At 63.6% G+C, this 17019-nt stretch carries 17 protein-coding genes; 9 read left to right on the top strand and 8 right to left on the bottom strand.

Annotated features, from left to right (window positions below; all coding sequences use genetic code 11):
* The first annotated feature begins 1 nt into the window (after nt 1).
* The 9 genes from DIE15_RS12200 to DIE15_RS12160 all read left to right on the top strand — a co-directional run bounded on the left by DIE15_RS12200 (nt 2) and on the right by DIE15_RS12160 (nt 8217).
* Entirely contained in the window at nt 2-1498 is a 1497-nt protein-coding gene (locus tag DIE15_RS12200) for a class I adenylate-forming enzyme family protein (protein WP_124833315.1), read from the top strand.
* Complete coding sequence (locus tag DIE15_RS12195; RefSeq protein WP_124833394.1) at nt 1498-2256, top strand: citryl-CoA lyase; 759 nt, start codon at nt 1498-1500, stop codon at nt 2254-2256. Before DIE15_RS12200 ends, DIE15_RS12195 begins: the two co-directional genes overlap by 1 nt.
* A gap of 64 nt (nt 2257-2320) precedes the next feature.
* Nucleotides 2321-3280, top strand: a complete 960-nt coding sequence (locus tag DIE15_RS12190; RefSeq protein ID WP_124833314.1) for a VOC family protein — start codon at nt 2321-2323, stop codon at nt 3278-3280.
* A gap of 89 nt (nt 3281-3369) precedes the next feature.
* Nucleotides 3370-4005: an alpha/beta hydrolase gene (locus tag DIE15_RS12185; RefSeq protein ID WP_260428234.1), complete on the top strand. Its 636-nt coding sequence runs from the start codon at nt 3370-3372 to the stop codon at nt 4003-4005.
* Nucleotides 4006-4019: 14 nt separating this feature from the next.
* Entirely contained in the window at nt 4020-5078 is a 1059-nt protein-coding gene (locus DIE15_RS12180; protein ID WP_124833312.1) for a maleylacetate reductase, read from the top strand.
* 39 nt (nt 5079-5117) lie between these two features.
* Nucleotides 5118-5828: an NIPSNAP family protein gene (locus DIE15_RS12175; protein WP_124833311.1), complete on the top strand. Its 711-nt coding sequence runs from the start codon at nt 5118-5120 to the stop codon at nt 5826-5828.
* Nucleotides 5829-6100: 272 nt separating this feature from the next.
* On the top strand, nt 6101-6550 hold the full coding sequence (locus DIE15_RS12170) for a nuclear transport factor 2 family protein (RefSeq protein WP_124833310.1): 450 nt from the start codon (nt 6101-6103) through the stop codon (nt 6548-6550).
* 167 nt (nt 6551-6717) lie between these two features.
* Nucleotides 6718-7797 carry a porin gene (locus DIE15_RS12165; protein WP_124833309.1) on the top strand — a complete coding sequence of 360 codons (1080 nt, stop codon included), beginning with the start codon at nt 6718-6720 and terminating at the stop codon, nt 7795-7797.
* A gap of 66 nt (nt 7798-7863) precedes the next feature.
* Nucleotides 7864-8217: a BON domain-containing protein gene (locus DIE15_RS12160; protein WP_124833308.1), complete on the top strand. Its 354-nt coding sequence runs from the start codon at nt 7864-7866 to the stop codon at nt 8215-8217.
* A gap of 109 nt (nt 8218-8326) precedes the next feature.
* On the opposite strand, the gene DIE15_RS12155 is transcribed toward DIE15_RS12160, so the two are convergent.
* The 8 genes from DIE15_RS12155 to DIE15_RS12120 all read right to left on the bottom strand — a co-directional run bounded on the left by DIE15_RS12155 (nt 8327) and on the right by DIE15_RS12120 (nt 16893).
* The gene (locus DIE15_RS12155) at nt 8327-9007 is read right to left on the bottom strand and encodes a hydrolase (RefSeq protein WP_124833307.1); all 681 of its coding nucleotides are present in this window, start codon (nt 9005-9007) and stop codon (nt 8327-8329) included.
* Between the two features lie 307 nt (nt 9008-9314).
* Nucleotides 9315-10307 (bottom strand): cytochrome d ubiquinol oxidase subunit II, encoded by a 993-nt coding sequence (locus DIE15_RS12150; RefSeq protein ID WP_124833306.1) that lies wholly within the window; start codon nt 10305-10307, stop codon nt 9315-9317.
* On the bottom strand, nt 10304-11707 hold the full coding sequence (locus DIE15_RS12145; protein ID WP_124833305.1) for a cytochrome ubiquinol oxidase subunit I: 1404 nt from the start codon (nt 11705-11707) through the stop codon (nt 10304-10306). Before DIE15_RS12145 ends, DIE15_RS12150 begins: the two co-directional genes overlap by 4 nt.
* A 53-nt stretch (nt 11708-11760) precedes the next feature.
* A complete protein-coding gene (locus DIE15_RS12140) occupies nt 11761-11952 on the bottom strand; it encodes a hypothetical protein (RefSeq protein WP_124833304.1) in 192 nt (63 codons plus the stop codon).
* A gap of 167 nt (nt 11953-12119) precedes the next feature.
* Entirely contained in the window at nt 12120-13025 is a 906-nt protein-coding gene (locus DIE15_RS12135; protein WP_124833303.1) for an HlyD family secretion protein, read from the bottom strand.
* A gap of 29 nt (nt 13026-13054) precedes the next feature.
* The gene (locus DIE15_RS12130) at nt 13055-13255 is read right to left on the bottom strand and encodes a DUF1656 domain-containing protein (protein ID WP_124833302.1); all 201 of its coding nucleotides are present in this window, start codon (nt 13253-13255) and stop codon (nt 13055-13057) included.
* On the bottom strand, nt 13245-14753 hold the full coding sequence (locus DIE15_RS12125) for an efflux transporter outer membrane subunit (RefSeq protein ID WP_124833301.1): 1509 nt from the start codon (nt 14751-14753) through the stop codon (nt 13245-13247). Before DIE15_RS12125 ends, DIE15_RS12130 begins: the two co-directional genes overlap by 11 nt.
* Nucleotides 14737-16893 (bottom strand): FUSC family protein, encoded by a 2157-nt coding sequence (locus tag DIE15_RS12120; protein WP_260428233.1) that lies wholly within the window; start codon nt 16891-16893, stop codon nt 14737-14739. The genes DIE15_RS12125 and DIE15_RS12120 overlap by 17 nt, the downstream gene beginning before the upstream one ends.
* Nucleotides 16894-17019 lie beyond the last annotated feature (126 nt).

Below are 17019 nucleotides of genomic sequence, written 5' to 3'. Positions count from 1 at the left end.
CATGTATCCAATCGATTATTTCTGGCGTGCTGTGCAGCGGCATCCCAATCGTCCCGCAGTCATCAGCCCCCAGGGCAACCTGTCGTTTTCCGAATTGGCGGAAATCGTGCTCGATCGGGCCGCCGCGCTCGACTGCATTGATCCGCAGCCGCGGAGCCGCGTGTGCGTGGGTGCCGCGAATTCGGTTGACCATCTCGTGGCGATTCTCGCGATTCTCGCGGCCGGCAAAATCTGGGTGCCGCTCAATCCGCGCAACGGCGATCCCGAGTTGCGCCGAATCGTCGATTTTGTCGAGCCGTCGCTGGTTCTTGCCGATGTGGAGATGCTGGAACGCCTCGTCGGGATCGACGCGCCGCTGCAATCGTTCGATGTCCTGGCCCGCCAGGCCGGCAATCGCCAGTTGCTCGCGATGGGGCCGCTGTCGCGCGCGGGCATTCATCCGGAGGATGCGCAGGCGATCAAGTTCACCGGCGGTACGACGGGTTTCCCGAAAGGGGTGATCCAGCCGCTGCGCGCATGGACGACGAGTATCGCGACCCAGATCCACGAACTCGAATTGCAGCCGAGCGATCGCTATCTGGTCGCGGCGCCGATCACGCACGGAACGTCGACCTACATGCTGCCGATCCTCGGTGCAGGCGGCGCGCTGGTGTTTCCCGACTATGCGAAACCGGGTGCGTTGCTCGATGCTGCGAGCGCGCACGACGTGACTCTTTTCTTTGCGCCTCCCACGCTGATTCAGGCACTCGCGGAGGAGCAGCGCCGCGAGCCGCGAGCGCTGGGCGCACTGCGCTACCTGGTGTACGGCGGTGCGCCGATGCGACCGGAGCAGATTCGCGACGCGCAAGCCGTGTTCGGGCCGATTGTCTGTACGTCGTTTGGTCAGACGGAAGCGCCGCAGATCATCACGTTCCTGCCGCCGTCGGAAATGACCGGAGACAATCTCGCGTCGGTGGGCCGGCCGTCGCTGCTGACCCAGGTGGCGATCGTCGACAAGGACGGTCGGCCGTTGCAACCGGGCGAGGAAGGCGAGATCGTCGTGCGCGGCAGTCTCGTCATGAGCGGGTACCTGAAGGCAGAAGAAGAAACGCGCAAGACCTTGATCGACGGCTGGCTGCATACCGGCGATGCAGGCGTGTTCGACGAACGCGGCTATCTGTTTTTGCGCGACCGCATTCGCGACGTCATCATTACCGGCGGATTCAACGTCTATCCCGGCGATGTCGAAGTGGTCCTGTCCGGTCATCCGGCTGTCGCGGACTGTTCGGTGGTCGGCGTTCCCGACGACAAGTGGGGCGAAGCGGTACATGCGGCGGTGCAACTGCGGGCGGGTGCAAGCGTGCAGACGGACGAGCTGATCGCCTTCGTTAAACGCGAGCTGGGCTCGGTCAAGACACCGAAGGTCGTCCACTTCTTCGACGAGTTGCCGCGCAGCGCAGTGGGCAAGGTGCTCAAGCCGGCGGTACGCGATGCCATTCTGGGTGGACGGGGGCAATGATGACGGACCATGCCGAGACGCCGGAAACCCGGCTCTGTCGTTACACCGCGGATGCCGTGTATTACCGCGACAGCAACCTTGTCGACGACTTGATCGGCAAGGCAGGCTTCATCGACGTTTTCATGCGGCAGACCTTCGGGGTCACGCTGGAGCAGAACCAACGACGCGTCGTGGATGCGATTCTCGTGACGCTGATGGAGCACGGCATGACGCCCAGTGCAATCGCAACCCGGATGATCTACTCGAGTTCGCCCGAGAACTTGCAGGCCGGCGTTGCCGCCGGCCTGCTCGCGGTGGCCAGCCGTTTCGTCGGCACGATGGAGCCGGCAGCGGAACTCCTCGCGAGAATCGTGGGGGCGAAGCCCGACGAGCGCAGCGAAGCGGCCGCGGTAGCGAGCGAGTACCGTGCCCGTCGCGAGCCGGTTCCGGGATTCGGCCACCATCTGCATCGGCCGGACGATCCGCGTGCCGTTGCATTACTGGCTCTCGCGCGCGATGCGGGTACGCATGGCGCCCACTGCCGTGCCCTGGAGATGCTGGCGATGGAGGTCGATGCCGCTGCCGGCAAGCACATCACGATCAATGCGACCGGCGCCATCGCGGCGTTGCTGGGCGATCTCGGCATTCCGCCGGCCCTGATGCGCGGCTTTGCCGTGCTCAGCCGCGCGGCCGGCTTGATCGCCCACATCGCGGAAGAGCAGCAGCGCCCGTCAGGGCGTTTCATCTGGCAACTCGTCGATGACGCGATGACCGGCTAGTGCGTCGGCAGTTGCCTGCCCGCCGCGTATTCGTATTGCATTCGATTCCATGAAGGAGACACACATGACCCAGATCAACCAGGCGATCATGCGCCACCATCACATCACGCTGTGCGTGGGCACCGCGCAGCAGGACTATGACTTTCATACGAAGCTGCTGTCGCTGAAAAGCGTAAAGAAGACGCTCATCTACGACGGCATGGCACCGTTCTATCACCTCTATTACGGCAACGACCTCGGCGAGGAGAGCACGCTTATCACCTGCTTCCCGGTGGCGCATTTCGGACGCAAGGGGCAGCGCGGCGCGGGACAGATCGGCGGCCTGTCGCTGTCGGTTCCCGAGTCGGCCATTCCGTTCTGGGAAAGGCGGCTCGTCGTGCATGGCTTCGACGTTCGGCGTTCGGAGCGCTTCGGCGAGCAAGTGTTGTCGTTTTCTCATCCGTGCGGCATCCCGTATGAGCTGATCGGCATTGCCGATGATGCGCGCAAGCCCTATTCGAACGGTGAAGTGCCGGCCGAACTCGCGATCCGCGGTTTGCACACGATCGGCGTGAACGTGCGCGACATGGAGGCGTCGCAGGAATTCATGCAGCAGGGTTGGTCGGCGCACGAAGTCGGGAAGGACGGCAAGTACGCGCGGTATGCGTTCGGCGACGGTGGTTCCGGGAAGTTCGTCGATTACGTGCTGGAGCCGGAAATGCCGCAGGCGAGCTGGACCTACGGGGAGGGCATCGTGCATCACTGCGCGTTTCAGGTTGCCGACCGCTCGGTACAGGACCGCGTCAAGGCCAATCTCGAAGGATTGGGCTTCACCGACACCTCGGAGCGGAAGGATCGCGGTTACTTCGAATCGATCTACGTTCGCACCCCGAGCGGCGCGATGTTCGAGGCGACCGTTTCGAAGCCGGACGCTTTCCTGATCGACGAGCCGTACGAGAAGATGGGGCAGACGGTTCAGCTTGCGCCGCAGTTCGAAAGCCAGCGTGCGGTGATTCTCGAATCGCTCGAAGCCCTCAATTACTGAAACGGAAGCAGACCGGGTGACGAGTGCGGCACCCGGCACCATTGCCTGGAAGCATCGACCTCATGACGAATGCGCATCTCGAACAGCCGGTGGTCGACTATGGCGAGTCGATCGATCGTGCGGATACCGCCGTGATTCTCGTTCACGGGCGCGGCCAGTCGCCTGCCTGGATGCACGACAACGTGGTCCGCCGTTTCGGCCGGCCGGATCTTGCCTGGCGGGCGCCCACCGCGGACGGCGCGTCGTGGTACCCGGAACGTTTCCTTGTGCCCGTCGAACTGAACGAGCCACGTCTTTCCGATGCGCTGGCATGCCTGGAGGTGCTGTCGGAGCGGCTGCGGCAGCAGAGCATCCCGTACGCATCGCAGGTGCTGATGGGCTTCTCGCAAGGGGCGTGCCTGTGCAGCGAATTCGCGTGGCGCAGCCGGCGCCGGTATCGCGCGCTGGTGTCCCTGACCGGTGCGCTGATCGGGCCGCCCGAACTGCCGCGCGACGCGGCCGGACGCGATTTTGCCGGAATGCCGGTGTTGTTTTCCACCTGGGAACACGATCCGTATGTCCCTGCGGAGGCGGTGCGCCGATCCGCCTACCTGTTCGAAGCGGCCGGCGCGGTCGTGGCCCTGCACGTCGATCCGGCGGCCGAGCATGGCATACGCGATGCGGAAATCGGGTATGCGAGACGCACGCTCGATACGTGTCCGGGCCGTGTTCGCCCACATCCTTGAGCAGGAATCACATCATGCAGTCGTTCAATCATGAAAACCACGCGGGGCGGGTCGTGTTTGGCAGCGCGAGCCTCGATACCCTGCCCGACGTGCTCGACTCGCTGGGGATCGTCCGGGCGCTTGTCGTGACGACGCCCGAGCAGGCGGACCTGGGGCATCGCATCGATCGGATACTCGGGCAACGAAGCGTGGGCGTGCTGGACAAGGCGGTCATGCACGTTCCGGTGGAAGTGGCGCGGGAGGCCATTCGCGCGGCACGCGCGACCGGCGCCGATGCCTGTATCGCGGCCGGCGGCGGATCGACGATCGGACTTGCCAAGGCGATTGCGCTGGAATCCGATCTGCCGATCGTGGCGTTGCCGACGACGTATGCCGGTTCCGAGATGACGCCGCTTTACGGTCTGACCGAGGCGGGTGTGAAGAAGACCGGCAAGGACTGGCGCGTGCTGCCGCGGTGTGTGGTCTATGACCCGGAGCTGACGCTTTCGCTGCCGGTGGAGCTGAGTGTGACTAGCGGAATGAACGCCATCGCGCACGCCGTGGAGGGATTGTATGCGCGCGACGGCAGCCCGGTTTACAGCCTGATGGCGGAGGAGGGCATACGTGCGCTCGCGGATGCGCTGCCTCGACTCTACGCATCGCCGTCCGACGTCGATGCACGCGGCGACGCGCTCTATGGTGCGTGGCTTTGCGGGACCGTGCTCGGCAATGTGCAGATGGGCATTCATCACAAGATCTGCCACACACTCGGCGGGACCTTCAATCTTCCCCATGCCGCGGTGCATACCGTCATCCTGCCGTATGCGCTGGCGTACAACGCGGCGTACGCGACGCACGCGCTTGCGCGCGTCGGTCGCGCGATCGGTGCCGCGGATGCGGTGGCGGGCTTGCGTGGCCTCGGCGATGCGCTCGACATGCCTCGTTCGCTGCGCGAGATCGGGATGCCTCGCGACGGCCTCGATCGCGCGGCCGACCTGATTGTCGAGAAGCCTTATCCCAATCCGCGCCCGATCGAGCGGCAGGCGGTCCGCGCGCTGCTGGAGCGTGCGTATGAAGGCACTGATCCCCTGTAACACGATAGCCGGCGGCTTCGCCGTCCCGTGGAGAAATCGATGTTGATCGAGCGTCGCACCTATACGTTGCAACCAGGCATGCTGAACGACTTCTGGGATGCCCAGCGTTTGCGCGAGGACCGCTTGCAACCGATCCTGGCGCGCCTGATCGGCGTATTCGCGCCCTTGTCGGGCATGCCCGAGTCGGTCGTTTCCCTGTACCGATACGACGACTTCGCGGACTGGCAAACCCGCCTTGGCGGCTTGTACGGCGATACGCGGCTGTCGACCTATTTCGGACACGTGCGATCCATGATCGTGCGCCAGGAAAACGAATTGTTGTCTCCGGCCGGATGGTCCGGCGTGACGCCGATGTGGGGCAACGGCAACGACTGGCTGCCGGCGCACGGCGAGCCGATACCGGCGTCGGCGTCGCGAACCGTTATCGTCGAGACAACCTTGACCTTCCGCTCGGGCGGTGTGCCGAGATTCTGGCAGGCGTTCGCGCAGCATGGCCTGGCCGACGCCGCCGATATTGCCGTCGGTTTGCTGGGTGCGTTCAATACGATGGTCGGCCCACTGAACCGGGTGCGCTTCTATACGCGAGCGGGGAGCGTGGATGACTGGATCGTCCGGCAGGAGGCGCTGGTCCGGTCCGCTGCATGGACGACGCTGATGAATGAAATCGCCCCGTTCTTGCTGGACATCACGCATGTGTTGCTCAGACCGTCGCGGATAGCAGACATGTCGCCGATGTTCCTCGAACCGTAAACGGTCGCGATAGCACCGGATTAGCGGCGCGATGCACCGCGCCTTCTATGAAAGCGGCCTATCGATGTTCTTGAGAAAGGTCCGGCCCGCCGGCATGGGGAATACGGGCTGGACTCTTCAATCCGTACCTTGGGCGAACAGTGATCCCGTCGTTACCCGGTGGTAAGGACGCGGATTCGAACAGGATATCAAGGGAGACGATTATCAAAATAGATAAGTACTCCATAGATATTTTTATGAAATCTGGGATTCTCGAAAAAATGGAGACAGTGATGGAGATCAAGGAAATGAACGACGAACAACGAAAAGCGATTGCGATCGAGTACTTCAGACGGCTGGATCGCGGCGGTAATCTGCTCGAACTGTTTGACGATCAGGCGCAGATGTATTTCCCGAAATGGGGCCTGGCGCGCGGCAAGGAGGAAATCGGGCAGCTGTTCGCGGATCTCATGACGATTCTCGCCGGCGTCTCGCACGAGATTTCCTGTCTTAACGTTATTCAGCAGGGGGATCTCGTTTGCGTCGAGGGTCTTTCGAGCGGCGCGTTGAAGAACGGCGAGACCTGGCAGGCGGGGGCCACGCACGCGGGCCGCTGGTGCGACGTGTTCGAGATCCGCGACTTCAGGATCCAGCGTTGCCACGTCTATCTGGATCCGGACTATGCGGGGAGCGATACCGACCGCTATCCGTGGCTCGGAGCGAATCGGATTCGCCGGTACTGACGCGTCGCTGGCGATACCGGATGGCGATGCTGAACCGTCCCGGGGTAAATGGGGTGTGCTGATTGCGTGAGCCATGTGCTGCACACAAGACGATCCGTCCATCCGATCAATAAATTGAGGATAACAAATCATTGCCGCATGCGATGCGGCGGGTTATGGAGAAATGAATGTCCAGGAGAAAGCATGTTTCGCTGGGCCTCGCCGGTTGCCTGGTGGCGACCGCTGCGTGCGCGCCGGCGCAAGCGCAGAGCAGTATCACGCTGTTCGGCGTAGTCGATGTGGCGATGCTCTACACGAACAAGACGCGTAACCCCGTCACGGGTCTCAATGACGGAAGCCAGATTTCGATGATCGACGGTGGCCGCTACTATTCGCAGTTCGGCCTGCAGGGGGTCGAAGATCTCGGGGGTGGACTGAAAGCGAAGTTTCGTTTGCAGAGCGGCATCAGCGCGACAAACGGTAGCCTGTTCCACTGTAACGGCAATATGTTCGGCTGCGAATCGTGGATTGCGCTGTCCGGTTCCGCAGGCGAGCTGAAAATGGGATTGCAGTTTTCTCCGTTCTTTCAGGCCGTCTACGATTCCGATCCCCGCGATCTCTCACTGTTTGGCAGCGAAGCGACCATTTACGTCGGCACCGTGCTGGGAACCAGCATCTTCAATCCCAACGCAGTGACGTATACCAGTCCGACCATCGCCGGACTGACCGTCAGCACCATGTTTGCGTTCGGCGGAAAGCCGGGCGATTTTAACTCGGGCAAGCAATATGCGGCACGTGTGCGCTATCAGCGCGGCGGACTGACGGTCAACGCCGCGCTCTACAGCGGCAATGCGGGAGGGGCGGAAAGTACACCGGTGCCAACCAACGTCGCATTCACTGGCCGCATGATCGGGGCCGGGTATCAGTTCGGCGCGCTCACGGCGAAGGCTTCGTTCGTCAATTTCAAGGTGGCCGGCTCGTTCGACAGTAACGTGTTCGGCGGCGGCATCAACTGGTTCGCATCGCCGACGCTGGGCATCAATGGCGGTGTCTGGCTGACCAGCGATCGCAACCATACGACCAACCATTCCGTGATGGCGGCTGTCGGGGCAGACTACTTCCTGTCGAAGAGCACGACGCTCTATGCGCAGTGCGGCGTGGTGAACAACCACGGTGCGATGAACACCGGCCTGTCGATGATCGGTGCGCTGTACGGTACGGCGGGTACGACGTTCGGTGGCACCGTCGGCATCCGGAAATTCTTCTAATCAACTTGCCCGCGATCCCGGACCGGGCCGAACCGGAATCGGAGCGCGGATATAGGAATGACAGACATGAAAGCCCGCAACGCATTGATTTTTCTCCACGTGGCGACTGCGCTGCTCGTCACGACGAATGCATACGCTCAGACCAATCCGACCGGTTCCGACGTCGCACAGCCGGCGAGCACACTCGGCAAGAAGGAAATGAAGGCCGAAAACCGCAGACTCCAGCGGGCCGTCGTTCGAGCGCTCGGCAGCGCCAAAGGCCTGAATGCGGCCAACATCGGCGTTGTCGCGCGCCAGGGCGTCGTTGTATTGCGCGGCTCCGTCACCGATGGCGCCCAGTCTCAAATTGCAACCGCCGTGGCGAGTTCGGTGAGCGGCGTGACCGCTGTTACGAACAATTTGCTGATTCGGCCGGAATAAGTCGTCGATATCGCCGGCCGCAGCCGTGCGGCCACTTCCAGGCGAAACCGTGGGGAGGCGACATTCGCGAGCGGTGCCAGCGGTGATGCGCTGGCGCCGCTCGCGCGATTTACGACCGTTCCGAATCGAGCTGCTCGTTATGCTTCACGACATCCTGAGCCTTGAGATAGCTCTCGATGAGCAGTCGATACGGGGGGAAAATCATCCCGTAGACATCGGCCCATTGCTGTGCATCGGGACGATGCCAGGTCTGTTGCAATTCGGAGGCGACTGCTGCCGTGTCGATCGGAACCACACCCGCTTGAACGACGCGAGCGAGGGTGATTTCCTGCGCCATTTTCGAGTACGTGCCGGAGGCGTCGACCACAGCGAAGACCTTGTAGCCTTCCTGGACGGCCGAGATGGCCGGGAATGCCATGCAGACGCTGGTGATGGTGCCGGCGATGATCAGCGTCTTGCGTCCCGTTGCCTTGACCGCATCGACGAAATCGGGATTGTCCCACGCGTTGATTTGCCCCTTGCGAGCGATATATTGGGCGTGCGGCGCGCTCTCGTGGATTTCGGGGATCAACGGACCGTTCGGGCCCTGCGGAACCGATGCGGTCGTGATCACCGGCATTTTGCAAAGCGTTGCGATCTTGGCCAGCGCGATCGCATGGTTGCGCAGGACGGTCATTTCCATATCCTTGACGGTCTGGAACAGGCCGCTCTGATGGTCGATCAGCAACATGGCGGAATCGTTCGGGTCAATGACGGGGCGCTGGCCATTGAAGTTTGCGGGTGCGCTCATGGGACTACTCCTGATAGTGCGGCCGATCGCAGCGCCCGAACGGGGCTGGAAAGACCGGGGGTTGCGCGGTTGCGCGAATAACTGCTTTGCCGCATCGGCACTACAGTCGGAAAATCATGACGAAAAGGAGATGCAGCAAGCCACAAATCATCGCGAACAGCAGGAGGGACGCGACGTATAGGCCTGCTGCGGCGGCTATTTCCGGCCGCATCGGTCGGCGGCGCGGAAAGCCGGAGCGAAGTCGTGGCGCCCACGCAATGTATCGGCGGGCAACATGGTTAGCGATCCGTATTAAGGTGCCCATGGTTCAATGGCGTCCGGACGAGCCGACCTTGCCACGGAATACCCAATAGGCGAATGCGTTGTAACCGAGGACAACCGGTAACAGGATCAATGCGCCCGCCGCCACGATGAGCTGGCTGCTCGGAGCCGCCACGGCATCGCCGAACGTCAGGCTGAACGGCACCACATAAGGCCAAAGGATGGTCACGAAACCGAGCAGCAGGACCGCCACCGCGGCCTGGTTGCAAAGCAGGGGCCGAATGTCCGAGGTGGTGTGCAATGCCGCAAAGCCGGCAATCCACAAGGCTGCGCTGATGGCGCCGAGCAGGCCCATGCGGACAGGGTGCGTATCCCACGTCGCTGCCACGGTCGGGATCGCCGCGGCAAAGACGCAGGTGGCCACCGTGAGAACGAGGAACGCCAGCATGACAACGCGCAGTATCGGCAACCGATATCGTTGTAGTCGAATGTCGGTCTTCCATCTGAGCCAGGACGCGCCGAGGGTGGCGTACGCGGCGACTGCGGTCACGCCTGCCAGCACATTGAAGCCGGTGAACACGTCGATCGTGTGCCCGGAAAATTGCCCGTCTGCCACGATAACGTCACCTGAGAGCAGCGCACCGGCAACCAGGCCTTGGGCGAATGCGGCGAGGGTCGATCCGACGCTGAATGCACCGTCCCAGAAGCGCGGAAACGGCGTGTGAACCCGGAATTCCATCGCGACGCCGCGAAAGCCCAGGGCGACCAGCATGACCATGAACGGGAGATAGAAAGCCGGCACCAGGATCGAGTAGGCCAGAGGAAAGGCCCCGAACAACACGATTGCGGCAAGAATCAGCCACGTCTCGTTGCCATCCCAGATAGGCGCGATGCTGTCGATCAGATCGTCGCGCTCGCGCCCGTGTCGCGAGATCAGCAGAAGGATGCCTGCGCCCAGATCGAAACCGTCCAGCAGCACGTACATCGCGATGGAAAAGATCACGACGAGAATACAGATATGGCTCAGAGCGGCATTCAAGACGGGTCTCCAGGCGGCGTGTCGATGGATGTCCCGGCTCGATGCATGAGGACGGGCTTGAGCGATGCCGCATAGGGCGCGGAGTGAGGCGACGCGTCCGGACCTCGCCGTATCACGCGGGCGGTGATCCCGACGAAGGCGGCGAGAAATAGCGCATACGCAGCAGCAAAGAGGGTCGTGGAGAACACGATGTTGCCGGCCGGTATGGGCGACACCGCATCGGCGGTGCGCAAATAGCCATAGATGACCCACGGTTGGCGGCCGATTTCCGACGTGTACCAGCCGGCGATCGTCGCGATGAATCCGATTGGCATCATTGCCTGGACGACATGCAGGAACCACCGGGTCGAAAAGAGTGCCTGCCTGAGGCGAAGCCAGATGCTGATCGACGCAACGGCGAACATCAGCAGGCCGAGCAGGAACATGGTCCGGAACGCATAGAACACAGGTCCCATGGGAGGGCGGTTCTCGGGGGCGGTGCTGGCGAGTCCGGGGACCATGCCGTGCAGCGAACGCGTGACGATCAGGCTGCCGAGATACGGAATGCCGAGTTGTATGCCGTTATGCGCCTGTTGCTGATTGGGCGTGATGAAGAGAAGGTAGGGCGCGCTTTTCGTCGGTTGCCAGTATCCTTCCATGGCCTGGAATTTTGCCGGCTGGTAGTCGAACATGCGAAATCCGACCGAGTCGCCCAGCGGGAGCTGGAGCGCGATTGCAATGGTTGCGAAGCCGAGACCCATGGACAGGGTGCGTTTCGCGAATGCGACGTGTGAACGGCGGAGCAGATACCACGCACCCACGCCCGCGACGAAGAAGGACGCGGACAGGTAGGCGGCGAGCAGCATGTGCGGAAGCCGAACCAGATAGGACGGGTTGAAAATGACGCGCCAGCGGTCGACGACGTGAAATGCGTGGGCGGCGGCATCGAACGTTACGCCGGCGGGCGTATGCATCCAGGAATTGGCGGCGAGAATCCACGATGCCGAAATCGTCGTACCGATCGCCACCATTGCCGTCGCAAAGAAATGCAGCTTCAGGCCAACGCGCTGCATGCCGAACAGCATGATGCCAAGGAACCCGGCCTCGAGAAAGAATGCGGTGAGTACCTCCAGTGCGATCAACGGGCCGATCACGGGACCGGCCAATCGCGCGAACCCGGCGAAGTTGGTTCCGAATTCGAATGACAGCACGATGCCGCTGACCACGCCCACGCCGAATCCCAACGCGAAGATCGTCAGCCAGAATCGATAGATCTTCAGATAGAGTTCGTCACGCGTCTTGAGCCACAATCCTTCGACGATGGCGAGAAAGGTCGCGAGCCCGATCGACATCGTCGGGAAGATGATGTGAAAGGTGACCGTCAGTCCGAACTGGATGCGAGCAAGCATCACGGTATCCATCTACGTCCTCGTTCCGTGTGTAGCCATGTTTTCGGGAGCTGGCGCGGGGCAGATCAGCTGGTCTGGTCGGTTATCGTGCGACGCCAGGCCGTGATTGCAAGCGCGATGAATGCGACGAGGACGGCGTAACCGACTTCGTCGCCAAAGCTCTTGATCAGCGCCATTTCGACAGCTGCGATGGCGATCGCAAACACCAGACCGGTGCTCACCTTGACTGCAAAAGAAAGAATTTTCGAGGCCGGCATGATAGGTGTGAGAGCTGTCTGAACAACGCTGTTTCGGGTATCAACTGATTTGGATTGCAGATGGATTTTCAGTTTAGGAGCATGTTGCGGTGCGAGCTAGGCGTGTAATCGCGAACACGATGTTTCCCGCTGTCGAACGCGGGTCAGCACATGCGGTGGCGAAGGCATCACGGGGTGATGCCCGAACGACTCTCCTGTTCCGCTCCGCGTCGATGAGGACGAAGGGTGACCGTGCAGGTCGTGCCGGCGGCGAGAAAACGGGCGGCGGGCAGATCGTCCAGATGAATCCGGACCGGCACGCGCTGCGCAAGACGCACCCACGTGAAGATCGGGTTGACGTCGGCGAGCAGCGTCGAGCCCGCCGGGTTGTCGCGATCGCTGATGCCGCGGGCGATGCTTTCGACGCGCCCGGACAGCGGCGGTCCGCCGGCGAGCAGCCGGATCTCGGCCGGATCGCCGACGCGCACCTGCGGCAGCTTGGTTTCCTCGAAGTAGCCGTAGACCCAATAAGAATGCGCGTCGATCAGCGCGAGGCGAGCGACGCCGACGCTCGCATAGTCGCCCGGATACAGGTTCAGGTTGGTGATGTAGCCGTCGACCGGCGCACGGATCTCGCTGCGCGCGAGATTGAGGCGCGCGACGTCGCGCGTCGCGAGCGCCGCCTGGTAGTTGGCCGTCGCCTGCCGTGCGGTTGATCCGGCATCGTCGCGAACCTCGGCCGAGATGACCGAACTGTCGAGCAGCGCACGGCGCGACGCCTGCTGCTTGCGCATGTCGAGCTCGGACTTCCGCAGTTCGACCTGCGCGTCGGCTTGGGCCAGTGCGTAGCGGAAGCGATCGGGATCGATGCGAAACAGCACGTCGCCGCGATGTACTTGCTGATTGTCGGCCACGAGCACGTCGGTCACGATGCCTGACACGTCTGGCGCGACGTTGACGACCTTGGCCCGAACGCGACCGTCGCGCGTCCAGGGCGCGTACATGTAGCGGTTCCACAGTGCGTGGGCAAGGAGGATGGCGGCGACGAACAGAAGCAGGGTGGCCGCCACGCGGAAGCAGGTTTGGGCACGCATGTTGACTCGATACGAAGTGGGAGGAGCGGTCAGCGGGCGAGCAGCAGGCCGGTGCCGCAGAACAGGCACACGAACACCGAGACCCGGAATAGCGCCGGGTGCCAGACATGCCGGTAAAGACCGGAGCGGGCGATTACCCGGTCGACGAGCCAGAATGCGACGCCGCAGCCCGCGAAGGCCGGCAGCAGGCCGGGTACGAGCAGCGAGGCGAACGACACTTCAGCGAACATGGGGCACTCCGTTGCGTGCGCCGACTTCGTCGTCCGGCGGTTCGACGCCGCCGCCGAGCGCCATCATCAGTTGCGCCCAGGCATCGAGGCGCGCGGCACGAACGTTGGCGAGGCCCTGTTGCGCCTGCAAGAGCTCGGTCTGGGTCGACAGCACGTTCAGGTAGTCCGTGAGGCCGGCGCGATAGCCTTGCGCTGCGTAATCGAACGCACTTTGCGCGGAATCGACGGAGGCCGCGATGTCGATCTGCTGGCGCGCGAGCGATTGCAGCGAGACGACCTGGTTTGCGACGTCACGGAACGCCGCGAGCACTGTCTGGTTGTACGTTTCGACCGCAAGGTCATAGTCCGCGACCGCGACGCCGTACCTGCCCTGTCGCAGACCGCCGTCGAAGATCGGCAGGGAAACGGCCGCGCCGAACCGGTGCGTCATCGCGTCGTTGTTCACGAAAGTGAAGAATCCGCCGAAAGCGGCGGACGCGAGCCCCGCGCTCGCGATCAGGTCGATGTTCGGATAGAAGTCGGCCTTGGCCGCCCGGATGTTCGTCGACGCCGCTTCCACGCGCCATCGCGCTGCGACGATGTCCGGCCGGTGGCCGACGAGTTCGGCCGGCAGGTTCGCCGGCAGCGTCGCGGGCACGTCGAGCCGCAGCGCGGGGCGCGCGAGCAGCGAACCGACCATCGGCCCCCGGCCGGTGAGCACGGCCAGTTCGTTGCGCAGCACCGCGAGCTGCCGGTCGAATTCCTCGATCTGCGCGCGCGTCGCGGCGACCGGCGTGCCAGCTTGCGCGACCTCGAACCGGCTCGCCAGTCCCACCCGGGAGCGGCGTTCGATGATGTCCACGATGCTCTGTTGCCGCTTCAGGGTCGCGAGCGTGACGTCACGCTGGTCGAACGCCTTCGCGAACGCGACGTAGGTGCGTACGACGGCGGTTTCAAGCGCCAGGCGTGCCTCGCGCGCATCGGCTTCGGCCGCGAGTGCGCTGTCGAGCGTGCCTTCGCGCTCCGCGCGATGCTTGCCCCACAGATCGAGCGCGTAACTCAGGTCAGCGCCGACCGAGTTGTTCCAGACGGTATTGCCGCCGGGTGGGCTCGAGCTCGCAAAGCGCGCGAATCGTGCGCGCGAGAAGTCTCCGCTCGCGGACGCGACCGGGTAGCGCGACGCCCCCGCAACGCGAGCGAGTTCGACGAAGCGGTCGATGCGCGCCTGGGCGACACGGATCGCCGGGCTGCCGGCTACGGCGTCGGCGACGAGCGCATCGAGCTGCGGATCGCGCCAGCCGGTCCACCAGTCGTCGCGCGGCCATGCGGCGCGTGACGACGAGGCCGCAAGGCCATCCGCGACCTCGACGGGGTCGACGAGCGTCGCGCGCGGTGCAACACCGCCGGTATTCGCGCAAGCGCCGAGCCACAGCACGCCGAGCGCGACGATGCCGCGTGCGGCGTGCGTCCGCATCGATGGCGCTGTGGTGCGGCGGCCGGGATTATCGAGGCGTTTCATGAGGCGAGCCGGGTGGGCATTGCAGCGGTATGAGGTTGCATTGCAGCGAGACGAGCATGAAGGCCACACAATCGGCCAGATGCGGCACCGCATGGCGGGCGTCGGCCGAGCCGCGGTCCAGGGTCGCGAGTGCGTCGGTCGCGGCACGCTCGGCGGCGAGCAAGGTCTCGTGCGATGGCTGTTCGAACAGCTGCGAGATCGACGTGCACAGGGCACGCTCGCGCGCGCGCCACTCGCCGGATGGCGATCCGGCGGCGCTGGCCGTGCGCAGGTCGACGACGCTGCGACCGATCTCCAGCGATGCGAAGGTCCACGCGAACAGTTCGTGCTGGCTGAGGCGGCCGGTCGCCGGGCGCGTGCCGATCTGCAGCATGAAGTCGCGAACCCCTGCGTCGAAACGCGGCATCAGTCCGGCAAGGTCGCCGAAGCACGCATCGACCGAAACCAGGCGCCTGAGCTGGCGAAGATAGCGCCCGGTTGCCCAGTCGCCGCGATACGGCGCGACGACGGAATAGGCGAGCGATGCCGCGACGATGCCGAGTATCGACGAGAAGCCGGCGTCGAGCGTCGCGGCGGGCGCATACACGCCCGGATTGGTGACGTTGGCCAGGAAGCAGAAATAGATGCTGAAACCGAGGCCGAACGCGGCGGTGGATGCAAACGTGTTCAGATATGAGCCGACCGCGACGAACAGCGCGAGCGCTGCGGCGAGCGGTGCAAAGCCGTCCAGGCCCGGCATCAGCACGAAATTGAAGTACAGGCTTGCCAGCCACGCCATCGTACAGCCCAGTGCCACCTGGCGCGTCGCCTCTGCCGGGGCCGGCATGATCGAGTAGAGGGCGCTGGCGATCGTGACCGACACGACGGCGCCGGCCGCGCCGCTCCAGCCCGACGCTATCCAGAACAGGGACACCGCGGAAACGGCGACGACGGCGCGCAGGCCGGCCGCGGCGGAGACCATGCGGTTCGCCGCGGTGGGGGCACGGACGGGGCGCATGGTGACGCTCGACGCGTCGGAGAGCGGCCGCGACGGCAGCCGGAGCACGATGAAATCCGCCAGATAGGCTCGCAGGCTGCCCAGCGCTTGCCTTAGCAGCGACAGGCCTGTCATCGTCGCGCGCGATGAATCCGGGACGGTCGACGAAGGCGCGTGCGCCGTGTCGTTCGGCAGTTGCGCAATTGCACGGTCGATCGCCTCGGCGAGCCGCATGGTGGCGCGCAGGTCGAACGATTGCCCGGGATCGTCGACCGGAAGCGCGCGCGCCACCTCGTCGCAGTACGTCGTGATGAATCGGGAAACCTGGCTGTCAGCGATGCGCGCGAGGCGGGCGCGATACTGATGCAGCGCATGGAATCGCGCGGCTGCATCGAGGAATTGTCCGGCCATGTGCGTCATGATGCCGTTGCGCGCGCGCAGGTCGGGATCTTCGAACACGGCGGCGCTGCGCAGGTTTTCTAGTTGAGCGCGCGCCGCGACGAGCTTCAGGTAATGGCGGTTCTGTTCATCGACCTGCAGGTTCTGCGTCAGCGCGGCGCGAACGAAGCCGATGAAATCGGCGTAGTGATCTTCGCCGGTCTTCATCAGGACGGCACTGACGTGACGTGGCAGGATCAGCGCGCTGACCAGGCTGGCCGACAGGATGCCGATCGAAACCTCGCTCAACCCGGTGACGACGTTGGCGATGATGTCGTACGGCCGGTCGATCGACGGTATCGCGGCGATGCACGTCGCATAGCCGGCGAGGACGAATCCGTACGACTGGTAGTTCCGGAAGTAGGCGGCGCCCCAGGTGCAGCATCCGATCCAAAGCACGAGCGCCGTCAGGAACAGCACGCGTTCCTGCGGAAATGTGCCGATCAGCACGATCGCGGCCAGATTGCCGACCAGCATTCCGACGCCGCGATAGAAGCCGCGAGCCATCACCATACCGCTATGCTGATGCATCATCAGGATCACGACGGTTACCATCGCCGTCCGGGGCGCGGCCAGTTCGAGGCGCATCGACACTCCCGTTGCCAGCACGACCGCGATCGTCGTTTTAGCAACATGGATCAGTCGTGTTCCGTCGGTTCGTCGAAATTCCTGCGCCATCCCTGCTAGCGCACGGATCCAGCCCAATGCGCTGATCGGCCTCGACATCGTTGGCTCATTCTCTGACATGGCGTGACAGCTAGATGGTGCCCGGCGGGACGTGTTTGACGGAATGCCGCATCCGGCCAGCGCAGCGGATCGCGACGACTCGGGTTGACCGGACTCGGAACGCGT

The sequence above is a fragment of the Burkholderia sp. Bp9031 genome (assembly GCF_003857965.1).
Classification (GTDB): Bacteria; Pseudomonadota; Gammaproteobacteria; order Burkholderiales; family Burkholderiaceae; genus Burkholderia; species Burkholderia ambifaria_A.
This window is presented reverse-complemented; position numbering and strand designations above follow the sequence as displayed.